The following is a 19221-nucleotide window of genomic DNA, read 5'->3' as shown; positions in this document are numbered from 1 at the left end:
AAAGGAAAGAAGTGAGGACATGAAAAAACCTTGGATCAAATTACTTTTCTTGATCATCTGTTTACCTATCTTAAGTTATATCTCCTTGCGCGTCGGTGTGATTGCGGTCAGCCATGAAGATGTGATGACGTTCCAAGCGGACGGTTCATCACAAGCGATGATTGCCTTGGCAGACAATCGCATCCCACGGACGGTCGTCGCGCTACTCGTCGGTAGTGTCCTAGGTCTCGCCGGGCTCATTTTTCAACTCGTGACCCGTAACCCGCTCGCATCTCCTGATATTTTGGCGGTGAATGCCGGAGCGAGTCTGGCCATCGTGCTCGTAACGCTTTTTGGGTTCAGTAGTATCGCCTCGTTCACGACAGCCTCGCTCATCGGAGCATTTGTTGCCGGCGTGATTGTCTATCTACTGAGTGCGAACGGAGGGAACGTCATGTATATGACGCTTGCCGGGGCGTCGCTTGCCGCTCTATTCAGCTCATTTACCCAGTCAATCATCGCGTATGAGGAAGGTGCGCTTGATGAGGTACTGTTCTGGCTAACCGGATCGGTCGCCGGACGATCGCTCACGCTCGTCGAGACGTTGTTGCCATGGATGGCGGCGGCGGTCATTCTCGTTCTCTTGCTCAGTAAAGAGTTAGAGACGTTATCGCTCGGAGACCAGGTCGCCCGTTCACTCGGACAAAATGTCGGCATCATCAAGTTCGTCGCCGTGACGCTCGCCGTCGTGCTCTCCGCATTCGGGGTGGCACTTGCCGGACCAATCGCATTTGTCGGTCTGCTCGCTCCCCATTTGGCGAAATATCTGTTCGGGACGGCCTTTTTCGCTCGTCTCGCCGGAAGTGCCCTCATCGGTAGCGTCCTGTTGCTTGCGGCGGATATTCTGGGACGCGTTATCCTGTTCCCACGCGAAGTGACCGTTGGGGTCGTACTCGCCGTCATCGGTGGGGCATTCTTCATCTATCTCGTCAGTGTCAGACAAGGAGTCATTAAATCATGAAAACATATCGCTTTCGAAAAGGTCCTGTCTCGTTCACGCTCCGGAAGCGTGAAATCGAGTTGGCGCTTCTACTTGTCGTTGGATTGCTCGTGTCGATTTATTTCGGGCTCGCCATCGGTGACACATTCCTTAGTCCCGCCTCACTCGCTGCCCTGTTCATCGGAGCAGGGGATGCATTCGAGCAGCTCGTCGTCTTCGAGTTTCGGATGCCACGTGTGTTGATGGCAATCACTGCCGGCGCAAGTCTCGCCGTCAGCGGTCACTTGTTACAACTGACAATCAAAAACGAACTGGCATCCCCGGAGATTTTCGGGATTGTCGGAGGTGCAGGGGTTGCGACGGCTACGTTCTTCACCGTTTTCTCGGATGAGCGAACGAATCAGCTGTCAGTGCCGCTCGCCTATATCCCAATCGCTTCGTTCCTTGGGGCGATTGTTGTCGGGATGTTCCTCTTCTATTTGTTGAAACGTGGAGTCCCACCTGTCCGGCTAGCACTTGTTGGGATTGGAATCAGCATCTTCTCGCAAGGGATCGTTCAGTTCATGATGCTCGCCTCGAACGTTTACCGAAAGAACGATATCCAACAATGGCTCACCGGTACAGTCTACGCCGCGACGTGGAATCAATTGAAGATTATGGTGCCGTTCGTCCTTCTCTTTTTGCTGGCAGCCTTCTTGATTGAACGTCATGTTCGTCCGCTTCATATCAGTGAAGCGACAGCGACGAGCATCGGCGTACCGGTACGAGGGATTCAGCGTGGGACGTTGTTGCTTTCCTGTTTACTCGCCGGTATTGGTGTCGCCTTTGTCGGTGCAATCGGTTTTGTTGGGTTGATGGCACCTCATATCGCTCGACAAGGGTTGAAGCTCCCTTACATTTGGGCGACGCTGCTTGTAGGGGCGACGATTGTCGTGTTGGCGGACGTACTCGCTCGGACGATTTTTTATCCGTATGAACTACGGACCGGCGTGATGACAGCCGTCATCGGAGCACCGTATTTCTTCTACTTACTTCGACGGATGATGAAAGGAAGCATGAGATGAACACATTTGATTTGAACCACGTAACCATCGGATATGAACAGAAGACGGTGCTCGATCAATTATCATTCTCCATCCCACATGGGAAAATCACCGTCCTTCTCGGCGCGAACGGCTGCGGGAAGTCGACGCTCCTCTCGACGCTTGCGAGACAGCGAGATGCACTTGGCGGGGAGATCGCATTTCGAAACAAACCGCTCGATTCGTATCGAGCGAAAGAGGCGGCTCGACTTATGGCTTTCATGCCACAAGTGAACGTGGCACCAGATGGATTGACCGTCGAACAACTCGTCCGATTCGGGCGCTATCCGTACCAGACGTTCTTCAAACGATATTCGGAAGACGATGAACGGGCCGTCGAACGAGCACTCGCCTTCACCGATACGGTATCGCTCCGTGACACGCTCGTCAGCAACCTTTCCGGAGGACAAAAGCAACGGGTATGGATCGCGTTGGCACTCGCTCAAGAATCGGAGACGATTTTGCTCGATGAACCGACGACATATTTGGACATGTCGCACCAAATCGAGATTTTAGATTTGATGTATCGGTTGAATCGATTGGAAGGAAAGACGATCATCATGGTACTTCACGATCTTCACTTGGCCTGTCGCTATGCCGATCATGTCATCGCATTAGCTGGCGGTAACGTGTATCGCGAAGGAAGTCCGAACGATGTCGTCGATGAGACATTCATGAAAGACGTTTTCGGTCTCAAAGTCGTGGTGACCGAGGATCCGCTATACGGGACACCACTCTGTGTACCGTATTCACACTATGAGTTGAATGAAAAACGACCGACCTGAACCTAGTCTGCGGACTAGGTTTTTTTACGGAAAAGCAGGGAAAAAGAGTAGGGTAAGTGCGTGTCATGTTTTCTACCTAAAGGAGGAATTTTTCATGGCTAAAAAGGAAAAACAACCGTATCACATCGTCACGTTCACGTTCCCAGAAGAATCAATCTCGTATCAGGCGTTCAGTAAGCTGAAAAAGTACCATTCGGATGGGCTCGTCGGTTTTGAACAATTGGTCGTCATCAAGCGCGAAGAGAACGGGGCGTTCTCGTTCGAGGATGCGGCGCAGCTCGCACCGGTCAATAAGTCGACGAAAGGTGCGCTCATCGGGATGGCGGTTGGAATCCTCGGAGGTCCGTTCGGTATCCTGTTCGGGACACTAACAGGTGGTCTCATCGGCGGCACGAAAGACGTAAAACATTTACAAGGCATCCAAGACACGTTCAAACGGACGGTCGGTAACATCGAACCGGGTCAGACGGGTGTCATGGCCATCGGGGATGAATTCGATCCATCGATTTTAGACGGGCTTGCAGAAGAGTTCGGAGGGACAGTCACGCGGACAGACGAGGAGCTGTGAGACATGAAACTCGGAATTTTAGGTGCCGGGAAAGTGGGACGTACGCTCGGGGAGCAGTTCGAACGAGCAGGCTATGAGGTGCTGTACGGGACACGGACGGAGCGGGAAGGGACATTGACGCTACAAGAGGTCGCCTCGACAAGCGATGTCCTATTGCTCTGTACGCCGTTCGCGGCCGCAGTCGATCTGTTACCGACACTCGACGGACTGGATGGGAAAGTATTGATTGATGTGACGAATCCAATCGCCATCGAATTTAACGAAGTCGAGCGACCGGACGGGGTGTCGGGTGCGGAGTATTTGCAGCGACTCATTCCTGATACGAAAGTTGTGAAGGCGTTCAATCAGACAGGGGTCGAGAATTTAGGCGATCCGGATGGCTCCGTCATGTTCGTCGCGGGTGAAGATGAGGAAGCGGTGCGGCTTGTCGTCGAACTATCGAACAAGATCGGCTTCGATACGCATCCGCTCCATGGGCTGAAGCTTGCTCGTGAGTTGGAAGGGTTGGCGTGGCTCTGGATTCATAATGCGGTGAAAGAGAGAAAATCACGGGACTTCGCCTTCTACTTAACAGAAAATTAAAAGACGATCGGGGCGATATGCCTCAATCGTCTTTTTTGATTAAAAACCTGTATAGCGATCAGAGCGTGTTTGAAGCAGCTCAATCGTCTCGCGCTCAATCTGCTCGACTTCCCGTTGTTGCCAACCTGGCATGAGGAACGCATCGACGAGTGCCCAAATGCCTGTGATGAATGCACCGAGACCGAGCGTCAAGACGACGAGTAGGACCATGGCGATTCCTGAACCGATTTTTTTGAAATAGAAACGGTGCGCACCAAATGCACCGAGGAAAAACCAAAGCAAGTAGGCGACGAGCAAGCTACGTTTTCGTTTTTCGACTTCGCTGTTCACGAGTAACATTTCTTCTGTCGTCAAATCCATACGCGAATCATACATAGGACTCCAACTCCTTATCCATAATTGTTATAATGAGTTCGCACTCAAGTATATCGGAAAATGGATTTGTTTCCATGATTTCCTAAAAAGAAAAGAGGTTCTTTATGCTTTTTCCGATTTTGACGTTCATCGTCGCCTTCGTTCACGTCGTTGGTGGAGCGATTGCCCTTTATCAATATCCACAATATAAGCGCATGGCCATCAGTGCCATCGTGCTCGGGTTCGTCTACGGTGGGTTGACCGTAGCTGTGATTGGATTATGACGAACAGACCACTGCGTTCGCGACTTCAAATGAAGAGCGGTTATCAATTAGGGACATACTTATTTTTAAGTCTCATCATTTTTGATTTACTCTTAGGCGACGTTCCGAGAATCTCGTTTGCGATGTATGCAGTTTTCTTTTACTTTTGGCAACGGGAGCGTGTAGAAAAAGAAGAGAAGGGGTTAGCCGAGAAGATGAAGCGGAAGTCGGATGAGTGGACGATCACATTCGTCGTCTTGCTTTGTTTGGTAGGCTATGTGGTCTCCCTTGGCCTACAATATCCTTCTGTTTCGTTGCTCGAACTGAGCATTTATGGCTTCTCGACAATCTTCTGCATCCGGGCGTTGACCTTGATCTATGCGATGCACCAACAACAGCTCGACTAAAACCCATCCCTTCGCTGAGAAAGGATGGGTTTGATTTAGGAAGCCGCTCGTCGTAAAACGAGCTTTTCTTTTACATAAATTCCGCTATAGACGAGGAAGCAACCGAAGCTGACCAACAGTCCGATGTAGACGCTCATCATGAACGGGGTGAGGAGCGACCCGATTAAAATCGTCGAGCGTGATAAGAAGTCGGCACCGGCGAACGACGTTCCGGCAAACGCCGAGTACGCACCACGTCGGTCTTCTGGCATCATGTTCGCCTTCTCCGTATTCAATACGGGCGAGTACAACAATTCGCCGAACGTTGCGATGAGCATGAAACCGAGGAGGAGCATCATCGAGTTCGCACTCGTGATGACGGCGTATCCGATCGTGTACAACGCGAGTCCGCCGAGTAGCGTATGCTTGTTTGAGAAACGGGAGGCGAGACGTTGAATGAAGAACGTCAACGCGACGACGATGAGCGTGTTCTCGATTTGAATGAGACTCATCATCCGCACCCCATTGATTGTCCATGATTCAATCGAGAGCGGTTCGAATGAATCGGCGAGCCGGACCGCGACATAACTACCCATCGAGAACTCGGCAGCGAGGATACACATCGAGCCGAAGACGACTTTGACGAACGGACGGTCACGCCAGGCGATTTGATAGCTTTGGAACACGTCGACGAAGACGAGGCGGAGCTTTTGGGACGTCCACGTCCGTTTCGTGTCTTCGAGGAAGATGGCGTACGCGATCGGCAACATGCTCGACGTGAACGTCAAAATCCAAAACAGTAACAGTTGGTTGCTGACATAGAGCCAGCCCCCGAGTGCCGTCCCGATCGTGATTGAGAGGTTGATCAACCAGTAATCGAGCGCATAAACGGCTTTTCGGTTCTCAGGTGTTGTCGCGTCGATGATGATGGCACTCATCGCAGGCCGCCCGAGGTTATTCGTGACCGTGAAAATCGTATAGGCGATCATAAAGACGATCATCTGGTCGAACTGAAGACTGAGCGTCATGACGAGAAACATCGATGCCGTGAGGCTGGCCGTCAACACGAGAAGTCGCTTTCTTGAAAACTTATCGGCGAGGTATCCCCCGATTAACCCGATCACGTATCCGAGACAGACGAGCGAGATCAAGAAGACTCCCGCTATCCATTCGTTGAACGCTTTGACAAAGAGAAGTGCCATGAACGGCATGATGGCGAATGAGACCGAACGGTTAAAAAATGATGTCACGAGTCGAACTTTTATTGGTTTAGGTATATCTTTCCATTTCATCTTGTCACCTTCCATTCTGTACCTGTATGATAAACAAGACAACAGATTTGAAAAATGGACGACATGGGGAAATGATGTCCACTTTTAAGGGGGGATGTGACGTGGATGCATATTTATTTCGATTGTGGAAAGAGTGTCGGGATGGGGCGTACACGATTTCCGATATGGCGGAAGCCATTCATTTAAGCCCGAAACAGACGAAGCGTCATTTGGCACGGTGGCAAGAAGAAGGGTGGCTCACGTATACGAGTGGACGCGGACGGGGAAATTTGACGCGTCTCGAATGGCTACGACACGTCGAGCGTGATTTGGCAAAACAGTTGCTTGACCGCATGGAGAAAGAGTCGGTCGAGGCAGTGACGAATCAACTGGAGTGGGACTGGTCGCCTGCGCAGGCAGGACGGTTCATGCGCCAGCTCGAGAAGAAGTTCGGTTACGTCCAAACGTCGAGCGATGCACTCATCATCCCGCGACGCCGTCACTTTTTGACGACACATCCGCTCGAGGCGGCTGACATCCACAGTGCCCACCTCGTCCAGAACGTCTTCAATCGTCTGTTCATGATTGACGCGTCCGGGGAGGTCACGGGGGAACTTGCGCATCACTATGAATGGCAGGGGAGTACGCTCGTCTTGTTTCTTCGGAAAGGGGTCCGTTTCCATGACGGGTCGCTCATGACGAGTAAAGATGTGACGAAGAGTCTGCGCATGCTCGTTCAGTCAGATGCGTATCGCTATATGTATCGGCACGTCCGGCATATCGCATCGAACGGCACGTATCGCGTCGACGTCACGCTCGACCGGCGACGGAATTCGTACATCCCGAAACTGTCGATGATCCATACGAGTATCGCCAAAGGAAGTGTCGGGACTGGGCCGTTTCAATTGGATCGCCATGACAAGGAGAAGACGGTCCTCCTCGCCTTCGAGAATTATTTCGGGGTGCGGGCACTCCTGGACCGGGTCGAGTTCATCAAAGTGCCGGACGGATACGATCCGACGTATCGGATCTCATCAAGGGATTCCAAAGAAACTGGACACATCTCGACACCGTCTGGGTTCGGGCTTGTCATCTTGAACAGTCATCCGAATAGTGTGTTCGCGAATGAAGAGGCGCGGCATTATATGCATCGCTTGATTGCGGAGATTCGACCGGAGATTGGGACGTTGAATGAACGGAGAACGCCGAACGACCGAGGGTTTCTCGGTTCGATGAGCGAAACGTATCGCATTCCAAAAGGAACACCCGTCACATTCGACCGACCGATTCGAATCAAACAGACGGACTTTACGAATGATACGACCGACTGGATTGCCGAAATGTTAACGCGTCACGGCATCGCTTATGAGTTCGTGCCCATCAGCTTCAAAGATTCAATCCATGACAAGACGTATTATGAATACGTCGATTTGGTCGTTCACGGGGAAGTGTTCGAGCGGAACATCACGCTCGGGTTTGAACAGTTCATGACGAACGAGTACTCGCCCCCGCATAAAGTGTTCCCTTATATCGAGGGGATGGCGGAGCGGGTCAGGCAATATGATGACCTGCCGTTTGAAGACTGGTTGCCGCTGCACCGGGAGATTGAACGCGAGTTGAAAGAAAAGTCGTATTTCATCCCGCTCTATAACGAGGAGCGGACGATCCCGTTCCCGGTCGAGCTGAAGGACGTCTGTGTCGACTTGTTCGGTTATTTTGATTTTGCGAAACTATGGATTCCATCATAAGGAGGGGTTCGATGAGGAAAAAACTATTGTTGGCATTTCTTTTCTTCAATCCAATCGTATTTCTGATTGGATGGTGGAACGGAGAATGGGTGATGATAACAGTGGCGGGATTCGGTGTTGTCTTCCATGTACTTTACCAGGAGCAACTCGAACAGTTCGATGGAGAGAAGGTGAAGTCACTGATACAGAATGTCGATTCGAAACTCGTCTCATCGATTGGCTTTCTTTCAATTTTCAGCTTTTTTGTCGTCGTCTGGTTCTTTGACGAGACGTCAGTTCCGTTGCTTGATACGATGTACGTCGTGTTTGGTGTCATCATGATGCGTCGTGGTATGTTGATTCGCAGTGCCGTACTCCATGAAAAGATTGATTTGACGAACGTCATCCATATAAAGAAAACCCCGAGCTCGTAAGACTCGGGGTTTCATTATGCGGATTTGTCCGTGCCTTCTTTTTTGACTTTTCGGGCGAGTGCCAAGATTTGATATACTTTGAAAAAGTCGTAAGCGGCGACGGCGATGATGAAGTACGTCCAGAAGCTGAAACCGTACTCTTGTACCGAGAAGTACGCGAGGACGGTGAACAACACACCGAACGATAGACTGAAGAGCATCATCACTTTTAATTGTCGCGGCATAACTGCCACCTCATTTCTACATTAAAAATAGTACGAGCATCACGAGCGCGTTGTTAAACGCGTGGATGGCGATCGGAACGATCAATCGTCTTGTCTTCGCATACGCGTAAGAGAACGCGAAACTCATCGCGATATAGACGAGGAATCGATTATCTTGGTGGATGAGTGCGAATAAAATCGAACTGACACCAAAGGCAATCCAGAAACCGAAGCGCGCGTTCAAGTTCCCGAACAAAATATGACGGAAAAGAATCTCTTCGATGATTGGTCCGAGCAAGACGACCGGCAAAATCATGAGTGGAATAACTTCCACCATATCAGCGATGTTTTGTGTGTTCATCGATTCGACAAGTTCGCCCGAGATGGCCGTCTCAATCAAGTTCGCCACGATGACGAGCCCGTATTGCATCAAAATCCCGAGCCCGATCCATTTGACCGTGTCGTTCAAGTTCGACTGGATGCCTTGCGCTTTGTATTGTTTCAAGTCTGGCCAGATGAGCAAGATTGACAGAACAATCGTCACACCGAATCCGATGGCGAGCCAGAGCCCGACGAACGTTTCTGTTAGCCATTCCGGTCGTACTTCACTGAGGACGAGCGGGAATAGCTGGACGAACGCATATAGTAAAATCGGGGTGAGGTGCCGGAGACGAATGTTAGGCGCCATCGAAAAACGGGTATTTATCGATTGGTTTGAGTTTAGTGTAGCCAATTCAACACGTCCTTAATATAAGAGTGAACCTACCTTTCTCTCATTGTAACAAATAAGTTCTCTTGACCGCGAGTAAGAGCATTTTTTAATGTTCCCCACTTGATTTTTTAATCGGCTCATACTACACTTATCAATGTTAGCACTCCTTTTAACTGAGTGCTAAAACCTTACGATACACATTACATCATTCATATTCGGAGGAGGTTTTTTCCATGTTGAAACCACTAGGCGATCGTGTCATCATCGAAGTCGTGGAGAAAGAAGAAAAGACGATCGGGGGCATCGTGCTTCCTGATACGGCGAAAGAAAAGCCGCAACAAGGGAAAGTCGTCGCAGTCGGTACAGGCCGCGTGACGGACGAAGGCAAGCGCATCGATCTCGACGTGAAAGAAAATGATTTGGTCATCTACTCGAAGTACGCAGGTACCGAAGTGAAGCATGATGGAAAAGAGTACTTAATCGTTCGCGAGAGCGATATTCTCGCAATCGTAGGCTAAGCACCATTATTCAAAAACTTTATTAGGGGGAAATGAACGATGGCAAAAGATATCAAATTCTCAGAAGATGCACGTCACGCGATGCTTCGCGGCGTCGACGCACTCGCTGACGCAGTCAAAGTAACAATTGGACCAAAAGGACGTAACGTCGTCCTTGAGAAAAAATTCGGTTCACCACTCATCACAAACGATGGCGTGACAATCGCGAAAGAAATCGAACTCGAAGACCGCTTCGAAAATATGGGCGCGAAACTCGTTGCTGAAGTTGCGTCGAAGACGAACGAAGTCGCAGGGGACGGTACGACAACAGCGACAGTCCTCGCACAAGCGATGATTCGTGAAGGACTCAAGAACGTCACAGCGGGCGCGAACCCGATGATCCTTCGTAAAGGAATCGACAAAGCGGTCACACGTGCGCTTGAAGAGTTGAAAGCCATCTCGAAACCAATCGAGTCAAAAGAAGCGATCGCACAAGTCGCGGCCATCTCGGCAGCGGACGAAGAAGTCGGCGAATTGATCGCAGAAGCGATGGAGCGCGTCGGGAACGATGGTGTCATCACAATCGAAGAATCACGCGGTTTCACGACAGAACTCGACGTCGTTGAAGGAATGCAGTTCGACCGTGGATACTTGTCACCATACATGATCTCAGACTCTGACAAGATGGAAGCGTCACTCGACAACCCTTACATCTTGATCACAGACAAGAAGATCTCAAACATTCAAGAAATCATCCCAGTGCTCGAGCAAGTCGTGCAACAAGGGAAGCCGATCTTGATCGTCGCAGAAGACATCGAAGGCGATGCCCTCGCAACACTCGTCTTGAACAAACTCCGTGGTACGTTCAATGCGGTAGCCGTCAAAGCACCAGGATTTGGTGACCGTCGTAAAGCGATGCTCGAAGACCTCGCGACACTTACAGGTGGTCAAGTCATCACAGAAGACCTCGGTCTCGACCTCAAATCGGCATCACTCGACATGCTCGGTCGCGCATCGAAAGTCGTCGTCACAAAAGACACAACGACTGTCGTCGAAGGTGCAGGGAACGAAGAAACGATCAAAGCACGCGTTCAAACGATCCGTAACCAAATCGAAGAGACAACGTCTGACTTCGACCGTGAAAAACTCCAAGAGCGTCTCGCGAAACTCGCAGGTGGCGTAGCCGTCGTCAAAGTCGGTGCAGCGACGGAGACTGAGCTTAAAGAGCGTAAACTCCGCATCGAAGACGCACTCAACGCGACACGTGCGGCCGTTGAAGAAGGAATCGTGGCGGGTGGTGGTACATCACTCATCAACGTCATCCCAGCCGTTCGTGCGTTGCTTGCAGAAGTGACAGCGGATGAAGCAACTGGTGTCAAACTCGTCCTTCGTGCACTCGAAGCACCGGTCCGTCAAATCGCGGAAAACGCGGGTGAAGAAGGTTCGGTCATCGTCGAGAAACTCAAGAACGAGTCAGTCGGTGTCGGCTACAACGCGGCAACGGGCGAATACGTCGACATGATCGCACACGGGATTGTCGACCCAGCGAAAGTGACGCGTTCAGCACTCCAAAACGCAGCATCTGTCTCAGCGATGTTCCTCACAACAGAGGCCGTCATCGCAGACAAGCCAGAAAAAGATGGTCCTGCAATGCCTGACATGGGCGGAATGGGCGGTATGATGTAATCATCGCCGCATCAAGAAACGACTGAAAAACCTGATCCTGGTTGAATGATATGCTCCCCGATAGGTAGACAGATGAAATAACAAATCTGTTTATTCTATTGGGGAGTGTTTTTTTTATGGCGAGAAGTCGGCATTCGATCGAACAATAACTGAGTGCGCTGCGCATGATAGAAGCAGAAACATACACATGGAAGGAGATCATGGAGACCCATGACGTCTCTAAGGATGCCCTCCGGGTGTGGAAAGTGAAATTCGATACCGGCGGGATCGATGCGTGGAAGGAATCGAAGACATGGAAACTGTACACCAAGGAACAGAAGCTCGCGGACCGGCGTGGACGGACGAAGCAAGAAGAGGAACTAACCAACGAGGAGAAGCTCGAAAGTCGCATCCAACAGATCGAGCGGGAGAACGAGCGCCTGCGGGCCGAGAACCTGTTCCTAAAAAAGTTAGAGGAGATCGAGAGGAGAGGTTGATCAGCCAGATCCGGCTACAATTGCGTTACATGGCGATCGAGGAAATGTCGACAACCGATACGTTCCCGGTCGTGCTCCTGTGTGAGATCGCGCAGGTCTCACGGGCCGCCTATTATAAATGGTTGAAGCGTACCGTCTCGGTATGCGAGGAGGAGAACCTAAGCCTACTTGAGGACATCCGCCTCCTCTACGACCAAGTGAACGGGACCTACGGCTATCGACGAATCACCATGACGGTCAATCGCAGACGACGCCAGCATGGCCTGCCGGCATACAACGAGAAGCACATCTATCGTCTCATGCGCATCCATGAGATTCGTTCGGTCATCCGCCAGAAGCGCAAACGGTACAAAAAGTCGTCCCCGCAGCATGTGGCCGAGAATCTGATAAACCGGGAATTCAGTGCGTCCCGACCGGACGAGAAATGGTGCACCGACGTCACCGAGTTCAAATATGGCACCGGGAAGAAGGCGTATCTGAGCGCGATCATCGACCTCTATGACGGCTCGATCGTCGCCTATCGCATCGGGAAATCTAACAACAACGCGCTCGTCTTCCAGACGATGATGCCAGCGATCGCGGGGCTCCGTACAGGAGCGGGTCCGATGATCCATAGCGACCGAGGATATCAATACACATCGAGAGGGTTCAAACGCATGGTAGAAGAGAAGATGCGGGGCTGACCCACAGCATGTCCCGGGTCGGACGTTGCATCGACAACGCCCCGATCGAGAGCTTTTGGGGTACCCTGAAAGTCGAGATGTACTACCTGCGTGAGTTTCAGGCATATAGCGAACTCACATCGGCCATCGAGACCCTACATATCGTTCTACAACCATGACCGTCTCCAGAAACGCCTAAACGGCTTGAGCCCTGTCGAATAAAGGGCTCAAGCCGCCTAGGCCGGTTTTCATTATTTGCACTGTCTACTTGACGGGGAGCAGTTCAGAATACCGGACGAGGGTTCTAAATGTCTCCTAACAAAATTATGTAGTGTCTAACTTTTTTGGTCCATTTCAAAGTGATATTCTTTTTGTAAATGGATAAAAATTTGTGCTAGTGAGGAGATAAATAGGATAGTCCACTTTTAAAGCGCATTACACAACAATTATTGAGAATATTGAAAAAATTTACTATAATTGTATTAATCAAGGTTACATGATAAGCGAAACTTTCTTGCGTAGCCCTTTTTATATTGGTAGAATTAGGTATTATAAGACTATTTAAATTACATCATGGGAAGAGGCTTGTGATATGTCTACAGGAAGTATTGGTTTTGAAGAAAAATTATGGTTTTAGGAAGATAAGAACGTTGTTTTTAGGACCTCTATTCTTGAAGTATGTTTCTGATTCTTTTTAAGAAAAGTATTTTGAATTAACAGAGGATGAATGGGCTGATCCTGAAGATAGGGATGAATATTTAGCAGAAAATATTTAATGGGTAGGTATCTAAAGAATTATGCAGGTGATAACTGAACTGGCAAAAGCTTTTGTACTTTGTGCTACGGAACTAGAAGCACAAGAATTTAACGCAGAGATCGGGTTCTTCTGAAAGGCAGTAAAAGCTGGACTAGTAAAATTGATTCCTATTCAAGGTAAAAGGAAAACTCCAGAACAAATTGATGCTCAATTAAATTGACTCATTTCTAAATCTGTAATATCTGATGAAGTAATTGATATTTATAGTTCACTATGCATACAAAACCCAGACATCTCTATTCTATCCGATGAATTTTTAGACGAGGGACGTGCTCTGCCTCAAAAAAACTTAGCAGTTGAATTACTAAACCGGTTATTTCAAGGAAAAGTTAAAAATGTTTAACGTACAAATTTAGCGAAAACACAAAAATTCACAGACATTCTGCAGAATGCTATTAACAAATACAATAAACGAGCAATTGAAACTTCAGAAATTATTTAAGAGCTAATTGAACTTGCAAAAGAGATGAATGAATCTTATAAAGCAGGAGAAGTATTAGAGCTTGTTCAAGAAGAGGTAGCTTTTTATGGTGCGCTTGCATCACATGAGACAGCTGAACAAGTCTTAGATGATATCCTTAAAGTAATTGCTCATGAACTTACGAAGGCAATTAAAGAGAATATGAGCATTGACTGAAGTTTGAGAGAATCGTCCAGAGCAAAGATGGGGATTACGGTTAGAAGGCTTTTGAAGAAATATGGTTATCCACCTGATTTGCAGAAGTTGGCTGTGGAAATTGTTGATGAGCAGGCTGAATTAATAGCGGCTAATACAAAATTATAAAAGAATAAAAACTAAAGAGATAAGAGGTTAATTAAATGGAATCTGAAAAATTTATAGTTCCAATTTCTAACTTTGTTATTGAGTCCGCTTTTAAAATTGGTGATGTATATTATACTCCTCCATTGAACTCTATATTGGAAGGGGGATATACATATACAGATTCAATTGTTGAAAGTGAATTTGAAATGATAAAAAATTGCTTAGAAATATTAGATTCTAATTCAAATCAAGAGTGGATAAACTATACGCTCGCAATAACCACATTTCCTGTAAAAGAATATGTAAATTTTGAAGAAGCATTTTTATATGTCAATGAAATCTGTGAAAAGATTGATAGGTCTATGGATTATTTTAGGTTAAAAGAGTGTCAAATAGGGAATTTTGATACTCTTCCTGGTTTAGCTGGAATGCTAAATGATGGTTACAAAAATGTTTTCAAAGTAAATACAAAAACAAATCATTATGAAATGATTTCAGGAGAAGTAACTATCATGTTGAGAAAAGGAATAGGTATGATGCCGTCTAGGGAACCTAGTTCGTATGATCTGAATTCATTAGATTATAAATTAATTTTCAGTGATAGGGAAGATGAAGTATTTTTAAATTGTAGAGCAGCGCTAACAAGGATAAATGAAGCAATGTATATGCATAATTTGAATACAGCATTTATATATTTAATGACTACACTCGAGATGCTTGCAGATAAAGATGAAATGCTGCAATTTCAAAAAGTTAAATCTAAAATTATCCCCTTTATAGTAGAGTCAAAAAAAGAATATCATAGGTTATCTAGCGAGATGGTTAATCTCTCAAAACATAAAAGAACTGAAATTGTTCATAATGGTAAAAATATATTTGAATTATATGAAAATCAGAATCAAGTCAAAAGAGAACTATTTAACCTTACTGGAATAATTATCGAATATGTCAGAGCTGTATATAAAACAGACATGAAAAGCTTTGACTCATTAGATTATATAAGAAAAGAAATAATAGAGACTCTGGGCGTTTGATATGATATTGGAATTACATGAAGGAAGACTAGAAGATTATTTGAAAACACTTCTGATCTTCTTTTTTATTGTTTATATATCTTTTGAGTAGATGAAATGTTTTAAAGAGTGAAAGGGGCAACGCTGGGATGTATTTATCAGAGTTAAGGATTTGGAATTTTAGAAAATTTGGTATAAAACAAGATGGAAAGCCTGGATTGACACTCAACTTCACTCCAGAATTGAATCTTTTAGTAGGCGAAAATAATTCGGGAAAGACAACGATTGTAGATGCTATAAAGTATACTTTGCACACGCAAAGCTATGAATATATGAGGCTTGAGTTAGAAGATTTTTATTTGCCATTTGGTGAATCCGAAGAAAATAGAGCAACAAAATTAAGAATAGAGTGCAATTTTAAAGGGTTTAGTGATCTTGAAGCTAAGAATTTTTTAGAGTGGTTAGGTATGGAGAAGAATTCTCAAGGTACTTATGAATACTTTTTAAAATTATCTTTCACAGCTCAAAGAAATGGGAACAATATATATTACGATATTAAAGCTGGGGCTGACAATGAGGGTAAACAATTAAGTGGAGAGGCAAAGAACCTTTTGAGAACAACCTACCTTAAACCATTAAGAGACGCCGAAAAAGAAATGTCGCCGGGTAAAAATTCTAGACTTTCACAAATATTAGATAGTCATGATGCATTTAAAGGAAAAGATGAAAACCATTATCTTTACACAATTATAAAAGAGGCCAATGAAAAAATCACAAAGTACTTTAAGGGTTTGGATACTGATGATAATGAGATTGAAGACCAAGAGGGTAAAGAGTTATTAGAACAAATCAATACATACTTAAAAGAATTTAGTGGATTTAGGAATAATCAAATTTCAGATTTCACAATTACTAAATTGAGATTAAAAAATATTCTTGAAAGACTTAACTTAGACATAACCGAAAGTAAATCAGGATTAGGGTCTCAGAATTTGCTTTTTATAGCAACTGAATTACTCTTATTGAAACGAAATCAATACCAAGGTTTACGCTTAGCTATTGTTGAAGAAATTGAAGCTCATTTGCATGTTCAGGCACAAATTAGACTAGTTGAATTTCTTCATAAGGAAGTAAGTGATTCACAAATTCAATTAATTATGACAACCCATAGCACAGATCTTGCATCTAAAGTGAAGTTGAAAAACCTTATTATTTGTAAGGATGGAAGTGCTTTTCCTATGGGGGATGAGAATACACAATTAAATAAAGGGGACTATCTTTTTTTAGAGCGTTTTTTGGATTCAACAAAAGCAAATTTGTTTTTTGCACAAGGAGTCATACTCGTAGAAGGTGATTCGGAGAATTTATTACTTCCAATTATTGCTCTTATTATAGATAAACCATTGTCATTGTTTGGGGTGACTATTGTTAATGTTGGAAATACAGCTTTCCTGCGTTATTCTAATATTTTCAAAAGGAAAGAACCAAATAAGGGTATGTTAAATATAACCGTTTCTGCAATTACTGACAACGATATAAAGCCTGATATATATTCATCTGTAGATCCTGAGGCTAAAACTCAAACGCATTTGGATTCAGAAAAATCTATTAATGTAAGGAGAAGTGAAAGAAAAGCAAAAATTGACGGTCAATTTGTTAAATTATTTATATCACCAGACTGGACCCTGGAGTATGATATAGCACTTGGTTCATTACGTGATGAATTATTATTGGCGATATTGCAAGCTGAAAAAATTGGAAATAGTGATGTCATTGGCTTGACAAAAGCCAAAGAAGAATCAATTGATAAAGAAATAATCAGGTTAAATGAAATTTGGAAAGAACAAAACGCTTCTGATGAAGAAAAAGCTTTCTATATTTATTATCATTTAATGCTTGAAAAAAAGATATCTAAAGCAATAACAGCTCAATGTTTAGCAAACATCTTAGAACAAAAGATGCAAGAAGATAAAGAAGAAATTAAAAGGAGAATTTTAGGGGACAGCAAATTGCAGTACATTATTCAGGCTATTAATTATGCTTCCAAAGGAGCTGTATGAAAATGCTTAATATAACTGAAGATGATATTTTGTATGCTGAAAAAATATTGTTGCCCCCAGGAGAGAGTTTTAATAATGAACGTAGAGAAATTATTAAGTCTTTAAATAGTATAGACATAAAAGCCAGTCCTGGGAGTGGAAAGACAACTACACTTTTAGCCAAACTAGCAATTCTGACTACTATGCTCCCATTAGATGATAATAAAGGGATTTGTATTTTAACTCATACAAATGTTGCAATTAACGAGATAAAAGATAAATTAAATGTTTATGGACAAAGTCTTTTTGAATATCCAAATAATTGTAGCACCATCCAGTTATTTGTAAATAAATTTTTAGCCATACCTGCGTATATACATTTCTACGGCAAAAAGCCAATTAGAATAGATAATCAAATATATGAAGAAAGAATTATGAAAAAATATTACCAGATTATTCCTCGAAGATTACGATATGGAATAGAAAAAAGAAGTATTAACATAAAGACTATTAGATTTGATTTAAGTGATGGTACCTTAAAAAAAGATTTATATGGAACTCAAATCTATAAAAGTCAACAAAGCGAGAGTTACAAAGCATTAAAAGAACTAAAAGACAGTGTAATGATGGATGGGATACTTAGCTATGATGACGCATATTTTTTAGCCATCAATTATATTAAAGAAAATCCAGATTTAAAAAAAATATTTTCTATACGTTTTCCCTATGTTTTTATTGATGAAATGCAAGATACTATGGATCATCAACAAACTATACTAGATTATCTATTTGATGAATCGGTTGTTATCCAACGAATTGGAGACCCTAATCAATCAATATACGATCAGCGTAATGCTACAGGAACTTGGGAAATAAGTCAGGACAGATGCAGGGAAATAACTGATAGTAAACGCTTTTCAACTGCTGTGGCAAAGGCTGTGCAAAATATTTGCGTTCAGCCTCAACAACTAATTGGTAATCCTGAAATAGAGGACATAAAGCCATGTATTTTAGTGTTTAAACCAGATCGCATTGATAAAGTTCTCCCTTACTTTTCAAAAGTAATTGTAGACAATAATTTGCATCTTTCTGATAAAAAAATATTTAAAGCTATAGGATGGGTTTCTGAGCACGAGAAAGAAATTGGAATTAGTAACTATTGGAATGATTATATAAAAGAAGTGAAGCAGAAAGTTGATTTTAACTACTTAAATAATTATTTGTTAAAAGCATCAGTTGGAGAAGTGGATAAATACGGCAGTAGGTTATATAAAGAAAGAATTATAAGAGGAATTTTAAAAGCGCTTAGACAAATGGAACAAATGAACGAAGATAGGTTCTTCACTGAAACTTCTTTTTTAGATCATCTCCGAATAAGTGACATATCGGTATACAACAAATTATTACTAATGTTATCGAAATGGTGTTTGAAAATACAAAATGATGAAAATGTATTTTTAGAAGTTAAAGAGTTTATAATTTTTGACTTAAAAGAATTATTTAATTGGGAAGATACAGGTCGTCTGGATTCATTTTTTGAAAATCAAATCGAAGATATATATGAATCACATGAGAATAAAATCAATGTATATAAATTTAACGAAAACTCAATCACTTTTGACATTAATGTCTCAACTATTCACTCTGTTAAAGGAGAAACTCACACAGCTACCCTTTATCTAGAGACATATTATCACGATTACGATGTTAAAAGGATTATAGAGTATTTGAAAGGAAAACACTCTGTCACTAGAGCTGTAAGAACATTGCAGAATTTAAAAATGACCTATGTAGGAATGACTCGTCCATCACATTTACTGTGTGTAGCAGTAACAAATGAGACAGTACTAGGGCATGAGGAAGAGTTAGTGGAGGCAGGTTGGGATATAAGATATGTATAAATCTAAATCTAAATCCTTTAA

At 44.5% G+C, this 19221-nt stretch carries 21 protein-coding genes and 3 pseudogenes; 20 read left to right on the top strand and 4 right to left on the bottom strand.

The window, feature by feature from the left end; translation table 11 throughout:
- The first annotated feature begins 19 nt into the window (after nucleotides 1-19).
- The 5 genes from KNO78_RS14030 (at nucleotide 20) to KNO78_RS14010 (ending at nucleotide 3996) form a co-directional block, all read left to right on the top strand.
- Nucleotides 20-1000 carry a FecCD family ABC transporter permease gene (locus tag KNO78_RS14030; protein WP_214691570.1) on the top strand — a complete coding sequence of 327 codons (981 nt, stop codon included), beginning with the start codon at nucleotides 20-22 and terminating at the stop codon, nucleotides 998-1000.
- Nucleotides 997-2043 carry a FecCD family ABC transporter permease gene (locus tag KNO78_RS14025; protein ID WP_074034812.1) on the top strand — a complete coding sequence of 349 codons (1047 nt, stop codon included), beginning with the start codon at nucleotides 997-999 and terminating at the stop codon, nucleotides 2041-2043. The genes KNO78_RS14030 and KNO78_RS14025 overlap by 4 nt, the downstream gene beginning before the upstream one ends.
- Entirely contained in the window at nucleotides 2040-2846 is an 807-nt protein-coding gene (locus KNO78_RS14020; protein ID WP_074034811.1) for an ABC transporter ATP-binding protein, read from the top strand. The genes KNO78_RS14025 and KNO78_RS14020 overlap by 4 nt, the downstream gene beginning before the upstream one ends.
- A 94-nt stretch (nucleotides 2847-2940) precedes the next feature.
- The gene (locus KNO78_RS14015) at nucleotides 2941-3414 is read left to right on the top strand and encodes a hypothetical protein (protein ID WP_015880592.1); all 474 of its coding nucleotides are present in this window, start codon (nucleotides 2941-2943) and stop codon (nucleotides 3412-3414) included.
- A gap of 3 nt (nucleotides 3415-3417) precedes the next feature.
- Complete coding sequence (locus tag KNO78_RS14010; RefSeq protein WP_214691569.1) at nucleotides 3418-3996, top strand: NADPH-dependent F420 reductase; 579 nt, start codon at nucleotides 3418-3420, stop codon at nucleotides 3994-3996.
- Between the two features lie 39 nt (nucleotides 3997-4035).
- On the opposite strand, the gene KNO78_RS14005 is transcribed toward KNO78_RS14010, so the two are convergent.
- Complete coding sequence (locus KNO78_RS14005) at nucleotides 4036-4371, bottom strand: TM2 domain-containing protein (protein WP_074032574.1); 336 nt, start codon at nucleotides 4369-4371, stop codon at nucleotides 4036-4038.
- A gap of 104 nt (nucleotides 4372-4475) precedes the next feature.
- Here KNO78_RS14005 and KNO78_RS14000 point away from each other — a divergent pair, with 104 nt between their 5' ends.
- Both KNO78_RS14000 and KNO78_RS13995 read left to right on the top strand, forming a co-directional pair.
- Complete coding sequence (locus tag KNO78_RS14000; RefSeq protein WP_015880595.1) at nucleotides 4476-4634, top strand: hypothetical protein; 159 nt, start codon at nucleotides 4476-4478, stop codon at nucleotides 4632-4634.
- A complete protein-coding gene (locus KNO78_RS13995; RefSeq protein ID WP_015880596.1) occupies nucleotides 4631-5020 on the top strand; it encodes a hypothetical protein in 390 nt (129 codons plus the stop codon). Before KNO78_RS14000 ends, KNO78_RS13995 begins: the two co-directional genes overlap by 4 nt.
- Nucleotides 5021-5055: 35 nt before the next feature.
- On the opposite strand, the gene KNO78_RS13990 is transcribed toward KNO78_RS13995, so the two are convergent.
- On the bottom strand, nucleotides 5056-6291 hold the full coding sequence (locus KNO78_RS13990) for an MDR family MFS transporter (RefSeq protein ID WP_168169827.1): 1236 nt from the start codon (nucleotides 6289-6291) through the stop codon (nucleotides 5056-5058).
- Nucleotides 6292-6392: 101 nt separating this feature from the next.
- Between KNO78_RS13990 and KNO78_RS13985 the strand changes: the two genes are divergently transcribed.
- The gene (locus KNO78_RS13985; RefSeq protein ID WP_214691568.1) at nucleotides 6393-8018 is read left to right on the top strand and encodes an ABC transporter substrate-binding protein; all 1626 of its coding nucleotides are present in this window, start codon (nucleotides 6393-6395) and stop codon (nucleotides 8016-8018) included.
- 11 nt (nucleotides 8019-8029) lie between these two features.
- Nucleotides 8030-8431: a hypothetical protein gene (locus tag KNO78_RS13980; protein WP_214691567.1), complete on the top strand. Its 402-nt coding sequence runs from the start codon at nucleotides 8030-8032 to the stop codon at nucleotides 8429-8431.
- A gap of 14 nt (nucleotides 8432-8445) precedes the next feature.
- On the opposite strand, the gene KNO78_RS13975 is transcribed toward KNO78_RS13980, so the two are convergent.
- Entirely contained in the window at nucleotides 8446-8655 is a 210-nt protein-coding gene (locus KNO78_RS13975) for a YdiK family protein (protein ID WP_015880600.1), read from the bottom strand.
- Nucleotides 8656-8671: 16 nt separating this feature from the next.
- Nucleotides 8672-9367, bottom strand: coding sequence for a CPBP family intramembrane glutamic endopeptidase (locus KNO78_RS13970; RefSeq protein ID WP_078146181.1), 696 nt, complete (start codon nucleotides 9365-9367; stop codon nucleotides 8672-8674).
- 212 nt (nucleotides 9368-9579) lie between these two features.
- Here KNO78_RS13970 and groES point away from each other — a divergent pair, with 212 nt between their 5' ends.
- From groES to KNO78_RS13930, 11 genes and pseudogenes are all read left to right on the top strand, one after another.
- Nucleotides 9580-9864, top strand: coding sequence for a co-chaperone GroES (groES, locus tag KNO78_RS13965; RefSeq protein WP_015880602.1), 285 nt, complete (start codon nucleotides 9580-9582; stop codon nucleotides 9862-9864).
- Nucleotides 9865-9903: 39 nt separating this feature from the next.
- Nucleotides 9904-11529 (top strand): chaperonin GroEL, encoded by a 1626-nt coding sequence (gene groL / locus KNO78_RS13960; protein ID WP_214691566.1) that lies wholly within the window; start codon nucleotides 9904-9906, stop codon nucleotides 11527-11529.
- A gap of 164 nt (nucleotides 11530-11693) precedes the next feature.
- Nucleotides 11694-12005 (top strand): hypothetical protein, encoded by a 312-nt coding sequence (locus KNO78_RS15740; RefSeq protein WP_353048703.1) that lies wholly within the window; start codon nucleotides 11694-11696, stop codon nucleotides 12003-12005.
- Nucleotides 12002-12688, top strand: coding sequence for an IS3 family transposase (locus KNO78_RS15735; protein ID WP_353048702.1), 687 nt, complete (start codon nucleotides 12002-12004; stop codon nucleotides 12686-12688). The genes KNO78_RS15740 and KNO78_RS15735 overlap by 4 nt, the downstream gene beginning before the upstream one ends.
- 8 nt (nucleotides 12689-12696) lie before the next feature.
- Nucleotides 12697-12762 (top strand): annotated as a pseudogene (locus tag KNO78_RS15730) (hypothetical protein); the annotation flags it as partial.
- 16 nt (nucleotides 12763-12778) lie between these two features.
- On the top strand, nucleotides 12779-12889 hold the full coding sequence (locus KNO78_RS15725; RefSeq protein ID WP_353048701.1) for an IS3 family transposase: 111 nt from the start codon (nucleotides 12779-12781) through the stop codon (nucleotides 12887-12889).
- A 370-nt stretch (nucleotides 12890-13259) separates the two neighbouring features.
- Nucleotides 13260-13440: pseudogene (locus KNO78_RS13950) on the top strand (SAM-dependent DNA methyltransferase); the annotation flags it as partial.
- 24 nt (nucleotides 13441-13464) lie between these two features.
- Nucleotides 13465-14268 (top strand): annotated as a pseudogene (locus tag KNO78_RS13945) (DUF3387 domain-containing protein); the annotation flags it as partial.
- A 35-nt stretch (nucleotides 14269-14303) separates the two neighbouring features.
- Nucleotides 14304-15281, top strand: a complete 978-nt coding sequence (locus KNO78_RS13940) for a hypothetical protein (protein WP_214691565.1) — start codon at nucleotides 14304-14306, stop codon at nucleotides 15279-15281.
- A 128-nt stretch (nucleotides 15282-15409) separates the two neighbouring features.
- Entirely contained in the window at nucleotides 15410-17320 is a 1911-nt protein-coding gene (locus tag KNO78_RS13935; protein ID WP_214691564.1) for an ATP-dependent nuclease, read from the top strand.
- A 2-nt stretch (nucleotides 17321-17322) separates the two neighbouring features.
- Nucleotides 17323-19200, top strand: coding sequence for a UvrD-helicase domain-containing protein (locus KNO78_RS13930; RefSeq protein ID WP_214691563.1), 1878 nt, complete (start codon nucleotides 17323-17325; stop codon nucleotides 19198-19200).
- The last annotated feature ends 21 nt before the right edge of the window (nucleotides 19201-19221 follow it).

It is taken from the genome of Exiguobacterium sp. s132 (genome assembly GCF_018617235.1).
GTDB lineage: Bacteria > Bacillota > Bacilli > Exiguobacteriales > Exiguobacteriaceae > Exiguobacterium > Exiguobacterium profundum.
This window is presented reverse-complemented; position numbering and strand designations above follow the sequence as displayed.

Coding starts and splice junctions, on each gene's coding strand:
- KNO78_RS13930 (WP_214691563.1), top strand. CDS start 17,323: ATGCTTAATATAACTGAAGATGATATTTTGTATGCTGAAAAAATATTG.
- KNO78_RS13990 (WP_168169827.1), bottom strand. CDS start 6,291: ATGAAATGGAAAGATATACCTAAACCAATAAAAGTTCGACTCGTGACA.
- KNO78_RS14030 (WP_214691570.1), top strand. CDS start 20: ATGAAAAAACCTTGGATCAAATTACTTTTCTTGATCATCTGTTTACCT.
- KNO78_RS13940 (WP_214691565.1), top strand. CDS start 14,304: ATGGAATCTGAAAAATTTATAGTTCCAATTTCTAACTTTGTTATTGAG.
- KNO78_RS13980 (WP_214691567.1), top strand. CDS start 8,030: ATGAGGAAAAAACTATTGTTGGCATTTCTTTTCTTCAATCCAATCGTA.
- KNO78_RS14020 (WP_074034811.1), top strand. CDS start 2,040: ATGAACACATTTGATTTGAACCACGTAACCATCGGATATGAACAGAAG.
- KNO78_RS13935 (WP_214691564.1), top strand. CDS start 15,410: ATGTATTTATCAGAGTTAAGGATTTGGAATTTTAGAAAATTTGGTATA.
- KNO78_RS14010 (WP_214691569.1), top strand. CDS start 3,418: ATGAAACTCGGAATTTTAGGTGCCGGGAAAGTGGGACGTACGCTCGGG.
- KNO78_RS14015 (WP_015880592.1), top strand. CDS start 2,941: ATGGCTAAAAAGGAAAAACAACCGTATCACATCGTCACGTTCACGTTC.
- groES (WP_015880602.1), top strand. CDS start 9,580: ATGTTGAAACCACTAGGCGATCGTGTCATCATCGAAGTCGTGGAGAAA.
- groL (WP_214691566.1), top strand. CDS start 9,904: ATGGCAAAAGATATCAAATTCTCAGAAGATGCACGTCACGCGATGCTT.
- KNO78_RS14000 (WP_015880595.1), top strand. CDS start 4,476: ATGCTTTTTCCGATTTTGACGTTCATCGTCGCCTTCGTTCACGTCGTT.
- KNO78_RS13975 (WP_015880600.1), bottom strand. CDS start 8,655: ATGCCGCGACAATTAAAAGTGATGATGCTCTTCAGTCTATCGTTCGGT.
- KNO78_RS13995 (WP_015880596.1), top strand. CDS start 4,631: ATGACGAACAGACCACTGCGTTCGCGACTTCAAATGAAGAGCGGTTAT.
- KNO78_RS15740 (WP_353048703.1), top strand. CDS start 11,694: ATGATAGAAGCAGAAACATACACATGGAAGGAGATCATGGAGACCCAT.
- KNO78_RS14025 (WP_074034812.1), top strand. CDS start 997: ATGAAAACATATCGCTTTCGAAAAGGTCCTGTCTCGTTCACGCTCCGG.
- KNO78_RS14005 (WP_074032574.1), bottom strand. CDS start 4,371: ATGTATGATTCGCGTATGGATTTGACGACAGAAGAAATGTTACTCGTG.